The organism is Streptacidiphilus monticola (assembly GCF_042658505.1).
Lineage (GTDB): Bacteria > Actinomycetota > Actinomycetes > Streptomycetales > Streptomycetaceae > Streptacidiphilus > Streptacidiphilus monticola.
This window is the reverse complement of sequence record NZ_JBHSQJ010000152.1, coordinates 11,674-19,902: the sequence shown is the minus strand read 5'-3', so window position 1 is coordinate 19,902 and position 8,229 is coordinate 11,674. Positions and strand designations below refer to the sequence as shown.

Sequence of the window (8,229 nt, the reverse complement as noted above, 5' to 3'; positions counted from 1 at the left end):
CCGCGAGACGTCCCGGAAAGGGATACGGACGACTCCTATGAAGTCACAGACACCCGACCGGCCACGCGCCAAGCGACACCGCCCGGCAGGCCGACGATTCCGCAGAAAGACAGCCGAAGCGCCAGTCAGTCGAAGAGTCAGACCCCTGAGCGGTGCCATGGCTAATCCTCACTGTCAGTCGATCTTGATGTCGGTCAGTTCGATGGACACGACGAGCTGCTCGTGGATCGGGTGGTTGGCGTCGTCGCGGACGTAGATGAGGCGGGTGCGCGGCACGACGATGCCGTCGATCTCGTCGAAGTCGGAGATGTAATGGGCCCCCGGCGAGCCGCCGGCGATGTCGACCTGGTAGTCGCGGCGGCGGATGAGCCCGTCGTCGTCGATGTACAGCACCTGGTGCGGGCTGTGGGTGGCGACGGTGTCCGGGTAGGTCACGTGCAGCCGCTGCCACCGCTGCCCGTTCTCTGACCAGGGCTCGCCTTCTTCGGTGTGCACGCCGGGCAGGGTGAGGTTGAACGGCTCGGCGGTGTACGTCCACATCGCGTAACCGGTGAAGTAGGCCAACTGCAGCGGCGTCCAAGGGGTTTGCAGGGTGTGCCCGGCGAAGGACGCGCGGGGGTGGTCGAGCACCTCGACCACGTCGCCGTCGGTGGTTTCGATGCCTACCCGGTCGGGGGTGTAGGCGGTCTTCAGGTGCGGGCCGGTGAACGGCCACAGCGAGGTGCGCTGGTCCTTGATCCATACCCTGATCTCGCCGTCGTCGACGATGCCGGGAACCTGCTTGATGTCCCAGATGGCGCCGCCGAAGCGCTTGTGCGCGGTGACCGAGGTCACCTCCTTCCAGCGGTCGTAGCCGCCGTAGGCCTGAAGTGTCCTGTCGAGAAGGCCGGTCATGGGTTTCTCCTAACGGCCGAGGAAGTGACGGATGTGGTGCCCGAACTCGACCGGGTACTGGTCGAGGAAGCCGTGTCCGGCGTCGGGGTAGATGCGGATCTGCGCGCCGCGGATCTTCTCTGCCAGCAGGTAGCTGTTCTTGGTCGACATCATGGTGTCGTTGTCGCCGTTGGCGACGAGGGTGGGCTGGGTGATCGCCGACAGGCGCTCCAGCTTCGCCGATTCCGGGATCCCCCAGGTCATGAGTGCCTGGTACTGGGCGTCGCGGCAGGCAAGCGTGGTCTCGGCGTCACGGTCGGCGGTACGTGCCTGAGTGCGCGCGAGGTACTCCCAGCCGCGCCGGGTGCTTTCCTCGGAGCCGGTGAAGAACAGCGCGAGGAAGTCGTCCGCGGTGGTCACGTCGCCGCAGGCGTAGCTGTAGACGTCGTCGGACCAGCGGTGCAGATCGGGCGCGCCCTGCGGGGCTGTGCCGGCCAGCACGAGCCGGCGCGGCAGACGCGGACGCACCAGGGCGATCTCCTGGGCGATGTGGCCGCCAAGCGAGAAGCCGAGCAGGTCGACCGCGGCGAGCCCGAGGGCGTCGATGAACCGTAGGGCGTCGCGGGCCATCTCGCTGACGGTGTCGGGGGTGGTGCCGGTGGATCCTCCGACGCCGCGCAGGTCGACGGTGACGACCTCGCGGTCGGCCGCGAGCACGTCGAGCAGGGCGGGGTCCCAGTAGTCGAGGTTCCCGCGGAAGTGCTGGAGCAGGACCAGGGGCGGCAGCGTGGCCGACGAGGTGCCGAACCGACGGTAGGTGAAGGTGTCGCCTGCCACGTCGATGGTGCGGTTGGCCGCGTACGCCGCCCCTGCGTTCTGGGTGAGGGTGGTCATCTCGCTCTCCTCGTGAGTTGGTTCGAGCACCACGGTGGCCTGGCGCGGGCGCCGCCTGCATCGGTCGGATGACCACGGTTGAGCGGCCTTCCGTTCGGCGGCCGGCATGGTCAAGTGACTTAGACCGTGTGAAGCGGGGGTATGGCTGAGACCGAAGGGCTTGCCCTTGCCCTCGCCACGGGTGCGGCCGGGCGGAAGCCACCGCAACTGACGTCCTTACGAAGCGGGAATCCCGCCGGGGAGGTTCAGGGCGGGACGGTCATGTTCGGTCGGGCGCGAAGCCGCGGTCGCGCTCAGTCAGGCCGCCCCAGATGCCGTAGGACTCCTGGCAGGCCGTCGCGAAGCTCGCGCAGCGGGCCTTGACCGGGCAGCCGCCGCAGACCTGCTGGGCGAGCCGCTCCCGCTCCCGGCGGGCGTTGCCACGTTCCCCCGGAGGGGAGAAGAAGATGCTGCTGTCCATGCCTTTGCAGGCCGCCTCGGACTGCCACTCCCACAGCTCCCAGCGGGGCTTCACACGTATCACAGCCATGTGGTCCTCCTCGGTCGTCGTCCTCCCTGCGGTCCAGCCCAGCCTGGGAGTGGCACGACCCGCCGGACATCGGGCGGGTGACTGCGGGGTGACCCCGAAGCGACTGGAACGGGTTGTCATGCCGTCGGCCGTCCCCCATGCAGCCGACCGTGCCTAGGGAAAGGTGCGGACGTAAGTCGATGTACTGATGGCCGCGCGGGCGTCCCCGCCAAGACTCGATACGGGCCGGTGCAACAGCCGGCCCGGGCGGACCGCCCACGGCGAAGGGAAAGCTATGTCGTACATCAAGGTCGGCGAGGAGAACTCCACCGACATCAACCTGTACTACGAGGACCACGGGACCGGTCAGCCCGTCGTCCTCATCCACGGTTTCCCGCTGAGCGGGCACTCCTGGGAGAAGCAGAGCCACGCGCTGCTGGCGGCGGGCTACCGGGTCGTCACGTACGACCGGCGTGGCTTCGGCCGGTCGAGCCAGCCCAGCGTGGGCTACGACTACGACACTTTCGCAGCCGACCTGCACGCCGTCCTGGAGCAGCTCGACCTGCGTGACGCCGTGCTGGTCGGCTTCTCGATGGGGACCGGGGAGGTCGGGCGCTACCTCGGCACCTACGGGAGCGGCAGGGTCGCCAAGGCCGCTTTCCTGGCGTCGCTGGAGCCCTACCTGCTGAAGACGGACGACAACCCGGAGGGAGCGGGGACGCTGGAGTTCTTCCAGGGCATCTCGGACACTGCGAAGGCCGACCGCTATGCCTACTACACCTCGTTCTACGAGGACTTCTACAACCTCGACGAGAACCTGGGCACCCGGATCAGTGCTGAGGCCGTCCGCAACAGCTGGGACGTGGCCGTGTCCGGTGGTTCATACGCCGCGTGGGCCGCGCCGCTGACGTGGTTCACCGACTTCCGGGCCGATATCCCGAAGATCGATGTTCCGTCCCTCATCGTCCACGGGACCGGGGACCGGATCCTCCCGATCGACTCCACGGGGCGCCCGTTCCACCGGGCGCTGCCCTCGGCGGAGTATGTGGAGATCGAGGGGGCACCGCACGGGCTGCTGTGGACGCATGCCGAGGAGGTCAACGCCGTGCTGCTGGCGTTCCTGGCCAAGTAGGCACAGCACAGCACCGCTGCCGGTGGCCGATGGGGAATCCCCGTCGGCCACCGGCAGTTGAGGGTGCCCTACGCATCAGCGACGTCAGGCCCGCGGCGCAGAGGCGAGGCGAGCGTGACGACTGCGACGGCTGTGACGACGGTGGTCGCCCGTGGCGACCACCGCCCAGCTCAGGCCGCGCTCCCAGGCGGTGTGCACGGTGGCGATCGCACGGGGGTCCCGGTGCGCCGGCGCGCGGACGACACCCGGGCGGCGTCCCGCCTCTTCCGGCGTGCCTGGGGACATCGGTCAACCGACCTGGCAGCGGCCGAGTTTGGCGCTCGGTCCGATCGGTGCTGCCACCGCGCAGTGCCGCGTTGGCCGGATTCGCGGGGCCCGTGCTCCGGTGCGTCGTTCTGCGTGACCGACGCGTCACGGTGTGGGTCGCGCGCAGAGGCGGACAGCGGTCGGGGCGTAGTCGGTCGGCGGATGCTGCGGTGCCGCGCCGCTCCGCAGGCTGGGATCAGGGGGCCCGCGTGCCGCGGTGTGGTGGCGGCCGGGTGCCCCTTCCCGGCCCCTGCTTCAGGACCGGTGGCGACCTGCGACGAGGACGGAATTCATGTACGCGGACGAGCAAGAGACGGACCGTCAGGTCGACGTGCCCCCGGTGACTCTCGAACTCACCACCTGGGCCAGGCTCGATCCGGCCCCTGCCTGGGGCGGGCTCACCTGCCGCTTCGGCTACTCCAGCGCGGACCCCTTCGCCCTCGCGATGACCCTCGTCGTCGCGCCCGGCCGGTCGGTGACCTGGTACGTCGCGCGGGAACTGCTGCGGTCCGGTCTGCGGCACCGCAGCGGGGAGGGTGACGTCAGCGTCCGGCCGGACATCACGGGCCCGGGCGGCCCGTCGGTCCGGATCCGGCTGCGGCGCGGCGCCACCGAGGCGACGTTCGTCGTCGATTTGCTGGTCCTGCGCGCCTGGCTCGACCGTACGTACCTCGCGGTGCCGGCCGGATGCGAGGGGCAGTTGATCGACTGGGACGCCGTGGTGCGCCGCCTGCGGCTGCCGCCGGCGCGGTGAACCAGGCGGGGCGCTCCCGCGCAGCTGGGTCATCGTGCAGTCGCTCGACCGATGCGGCAGCCAGCTTCGGGGGCGCACGCTGGCCGGGCGACGGCCGTCCGGCCGTCGGAAACCACCGAAGGACCAGCCTTGGAACGACCACGCACGCCCACGCCGGATCCCGTGGGCGATCCGACCTCGGCCTTCCCGGAGATCGGCACCGGGCAGCAGGAACTGATCGCTGCCGCGATGCCCCGCCTCACCGTCGCCGAACTGTCGGCCGCGGCCCGCTACGGGTGCCTGGAACAGGTGCAGGCAGGGGACGTGCTGTTCGACATCGGCGACCCCTCGGGGGACCTCCTGGTCTGCGAGACCGCCACCCTGGAGGCGCTGCGCACCCCGGCCGACGAGTTCCCGGCGCAGACGTTCATGCGGTACGGACCGGGCCAGTTCGCCGGCGAGCTCAACCACCTCACCGGCCAGCGACGGGCCCTGGCGGTATGGGTGGCGACCGCCGGCACGGTGTACCGCCTGTCCGCCGACGGCTTCCGCAGACTGATGGCCCAGGAGGTGGAGCTGTCCGACGTGTTCCTGCGGGCCTTCCTCGCCCGGCGCAGGCTGCTGCGTTACGGGGGCGGCCAGCCACTGCACCTCGTCGGTGACCCCGCCTCCGCCACAGGGATGGCGCTGCGCACCTACCTGGCACGGCAGGGCCTGCCCTTCCAATGGCACACCGCACCCGCCGAGGACCCGCACACCGCGACGCTGACCGCGGACGACCTTCCCGCCGCGGTGCTGGGACGGACGGTGCTGCGCCAGGTGACCCCGGCCCTGCTGGGGGACCACCTCAACCTCACCTATGGCGAGCCCGACGAAGAGCTGGTGGACCTCGCGGTCGTCGGTGCCGGTCCGGGGGGTTTGGCGGCGGCCGTCTACGGCGCCTCGGAAGGACTGCGGACCGTGCTGCTCGACGCCGTGGCCACCGGGGGACAGGCCGCGACAAGTGCCCGGATCGAGAACTACCTCGGGTTCCCCTTCGGCGTCAGCGGAGCCGACCTGGCCGCCCGCGCGGCGGTGCAGGCGCTGAAGTTCGGGGTGCGCATCGCCAGTCCCTGCCGGGTCAGCGGTCTGGACTCCGGAGCGGGCGAGCACGTGCTCTCGCTGGCCGACGGCACCCGGATCCGAAGCCGCTGCGTGATCGTGGCGACCGGTGCGGAGTACCGCGCGCTGCCTCTGGCCGGCTGGCGGGAGCTGACAGGCCGTGGCATCTACTACGCCGCCACCGACCTGGAGGCCCAGGCGGTCCAGGGCCGGCCGGTGGTCGTCGTCGGCGGTGCCAACTCGGCGGGCCAGGCCGCCCTGCACCTGGCCCGGTACGCCTCGTCCGTGGACCTCGTCGTGCGCGGCGGGGAGCTGGGCGCACGCATGTCCGCCTACCTGGTCGACCGCGTCGAGGCCGACCCGCGGATCACCGTGCGGCTGCGCACGGAGGTCGCCGAACTGCACGGCACGCATGACCTGGAGGCTGTCACGCTCGCCACCGCGGGTGTCGTCGCGGCGCAGCCACTGCCCTGCAAAGGCCTGTTCTGCTTCATCGGGGCCAGGCCGGCCACCTCGTGGCTGCCCGAAACGGCCCGGGACGCGGCCGGGTTCCTGCTGACCGACCGTCAACTCACGGCGGACGCGGACGGCGGCGCCTGGACCGGGGCGGAGCGCGCTCCGCTCCCATACGAGACAAGCCTGCCTGGCGTCTTCGCCGTCGGGGATGTCCGAGCGGACTCGATGAAGCGGGTCGCCGCCGCGGTCGGCGAAGGCGCGAGCGCGGTCCGGTCCGTCCACCAGTACCTCGCCCTGACCCCGGCGCGCGCCTGACGGCGTCCGCTCCGTACTGGTGACGGCCGCCTGGGCCTCGCCCAGCCGTGCCCCAGTTGCTCAACGCGCTGGTGGCGGTGGGGAGCTCGCCGGGGGGGCCTGTCAGGGCTGCCCGCGCCGTCGCGGCGGACCCGGGAGACGGTACTCAAGCGCCGTCAACACCGCGGAGGACTTGTTGCTCCTCCGCGGCCCGCAGACCCCGGAGGCGGCGCGCGGCCCCATCTGTTCCGGCATCCGCAGGACGTCGCTCGCAGGAGGTCAGCCACTGCCTTGACGCGCCAGAGAGGCTTCAGGACACCAGGTGCGTGTCGTCCTCCAGGTCGCGCAACGCGTCCCGCAAGGCCGCTCGGGTGGTCACCCCGAGCTTGGGGAAGACCCGGTACAGGTGCGCGCCGGCGGTGCGCGGGGAGATGTTGAGCTGCTGACCGATCTCCTTGTTGGAGAGCCCGGTCGCCGCCAGCTCGGCGATCCGGCGCTCCTGTGCGCTCATCGTCACCAGCGCCGTCCCGCTCGGCACGCGCACCGCCACGCCCGCCGCTCGCAGTTCCTGACGGGCACGCTGCGCCCACACGGCGGCACCCAGCCGGTCGAAGGTCTCCGCGGCAGCGCTCAAGTGCCTGCGTGCGGCGGTGTGTTCACGTCGTCGGCGCAGCCACTCGCCGTACAGGAGCTGCAGCCGCGCGTACTCCCAGCCCCAGGAGGAGGCGTCGGGCAAGGCCAGCGCGGCCTCGAACACGGGACCCGCTTCCGCGTCCGGCGCGACCAGGGCCGCTGCCGACTCGAGCAGCAGCCGGTGGTGCGGGGAGATCTCGCCCATCCGCGTCCGCCGGGCCGCGTCGACATGGGCCCGCGCCTCCGGCTCCCGCCCGGTGCGCATCGCCGACTCCACCAGGTCGAGGAACACCCGTTGCAGGTGCGGGAAGTGTGCCGGGAACCTCCCCGGCGGTGTGAGCGCCGCGGCCTGCTGGTACGCCTCCTCGAAGTCGCCCCGTCCGACGGCGGCCCGGGCCCGCGTCTCTTGCACGGTGGCCAGCAGCAGGTTCAGTCGGCGCGGCCCGGCCCACGACAGGATCGCCTCGTTGCAGCGGCCCAGTGTCTCCTCGTCACCGCGGCCCGCCGCCACCGCTGCCGTCACATAGGTGAACAGCGCCTGGCTGAACTGGTTGTCCTGCTCCGAGCAGGCGCGGGCGCCCTCCTCGGCGACGGCCTTCGCCCGGTCCCACTCGCCGCGCAGGAAGGCGTCGTGGGAGCGGGCGAGCTGGGTGAAGCGGTTGCTGTCGAACGCGCTCCCGAGCTGGGTTCGCCAGGCTCCGTCGTAGAAGCCGTAGCAGTCGATGTACAGGCTGGTGTAGATGAGCCAGTCGATGCGCCAGCAGGGGGAGTCGGGCCGCAGCTCGGCCGTCTCGCGGTCCAGCCGCTGCCGCACGCCGTGTGCGGTGCGCGCCGGGTCGGCGACGGCGTCGAAGCACATCCGGGCGGTGGGGGACACGTGGTCGAGCCAGGTTCGCACCGAGGGCCAGAGCTCCTCCTGCCCCGCCCAGACCGCGCAGTTGAGGAGCATGTAGAAGGCGTCGTCGAAGGCGCCGGGGTCGGCCGCCGGGTCCGGGTGCGCGGCCGCCTGCTCCAGTGCGGGCACCAGGGTGCGGAAGACGCCGTTGATGTCGCCGTCGCGGTAGAGCAGGACGAAGGCGGCTGCGGTCGCGCCCGCCAGGGAGTCGACGGAACCGGGGCGCAGGGCCTGGTCGGCGCTGTCGATCAGGCCGCCCTTGCTGGCGGCGAACGCTGAGCGGTTCAGCCGCGCGGCCCGGTGCTCCGCCTTGGGGCTCAGTTCGGCCGCGCGCCGGAAGGCGGCGGCGGCCTCGGCCGCTCCGCCGCGCGCGAGCATCCGCTCGGCGGCGTCGGCCAGGTCGG

The 8,229-nt window shown here is 71.5% G+C and carries 7 protein-coding genes; 3 read left to right on the top strand and 4 right to left on the bottom strand.

All coding sequences use genetic code 11. The features are described from left to right. Positions 1-174: 174 nt before the first annotated feature. The 3 genes from ACFP3V_RS29170 to ACFP3V_RS29160 form a co-directional block, all read right to left on the bottom strand. The gene (locus tag ACFP3V_RS29170; protein WP_380589913.1) at positions 175-894 is read right to left on the bottom strand and encodes a hypothetical protein; all 720 of its coding nucleotides are present in this window, start codon (positions 892-894) and stop codon (positions 175-177) included. Between the two features lie 9 nt (positions 895-903). Further along, a complete protein-coding gene (locus tag ACFP3V_RS29165) occupies positions 904-1,767 on the bottom strand; it encodes an alpha/beta fold hydrolase (protein WP_380589910.1) in 864 nt (287 codons plus the stop codon). Positions 1,768-2,026: 259 nt separating this feature from the next. Beyond that, positions 2,027-2,296 (bottom strand): WhiB family transcriptional regulator, encoded by a 270-nt coding sequence (locus ACFP3V_RS29160; protein WP_380589907.1) that lies wholly within the window; start codon positions 2,294-2,296, stop codon positions 2,027-2,029. Positions 2,297-2,570: 274 nt separating this feature from the next. Between ACFP3V_RS29160 and ACFP3V_RS29155 the strand changes: the two genes are divergently transcribed. The 3 genes from ACFP3V_RS29155 (at position 2,571) to ACFP3V_RS29145 (ending at position 6,318) form a co-directional block, all read left to right on the top strand. Further along, entirely contained in the window at positions 2,571-3,407 is an 837-nt protein-coding gene (locus ACFP3V_RS29155; RefSeq protein WP_380589904.1) for an alpha/beta fold hydrolase, read from the top strand. A gap of 598 nt (positions 3,408-4,005) precedes the next feature. Next, the gene (locus ACFP3V_RS29150) at positions 4,006-4,467 is read left to right on the top strand and encodes an SsgA family sporulation/cell division regulator (RefSeq protein ID WP_380589901.1); all 462 of its coding nucleotides are present in this window, start codon (positions 4,006-4,008) and stop codon (positions 4,465-4,467) included. A 129-nt stretch (positions 4,468-4,596) separates the two neighbouring features. Beyond that, positions 4,597-6,318 (top strand): FAD-dependent oxidoreductase, encoded by a 1,722-nt coding sequence (locus tag ACFP3V_RS29145; RefSeq protein ID WP_380589898.1) that lies wholly within the window; start codon positions 4,597-4,599, stop codon positions 6,316-6,318. A 289-nt stretch (positions 6,319-6,607) separates the two neighbouring features. Here the strand turns inward: ACFP3V_RS29145 and ACFP3V_RS29140 are convergent. Next, the coding region (locus ACFP3V_RS29140) for a response regulator transcription factor (RefSeq protein WP_380589895.1) at positions 6,608-8,229 on the bottom strand (1,622 nt) is incomplete at its 5' end.

Coding starts and splice junctions, on each gene's coding strand:
- ACFP3V_RS29160 (WP_380589907.1), bottom strand. CDS start 2,296: ATGGCTGTGATACGTGTGAAGCCCCGCTGGGAGCTGTGGGAGTGGCAG.
- ACFP3V_RS29150 (WP_380589901.1), top strand. CDS start 4,006: ATGTACGCGGACGAGCAAGAGACGGACCGTCAGGTCGACGTGCCCCCG.
- ACFP3V_RS29165 (WP_380589910.1), bottom strand. CDS start 1,767: ATGACCACCCTCACCCAGAACGCAGGGGCGGCGTACGCGGCCAACCGC.
- ACFP3V_RS29155 (WP_380589904.1), top strand. CDS start 2,571: ATGTCGTACATCAAGGTCGGCGAGGAGAACTCCACCGACATCAACCTG.
- ACFP3V_RS29170 (WP_380589913.1), bottom strand. CDS start 894: ATGACCGGCCTTCTCGACAGGACACTTCAGGCCTACGGCGGCTACGAC.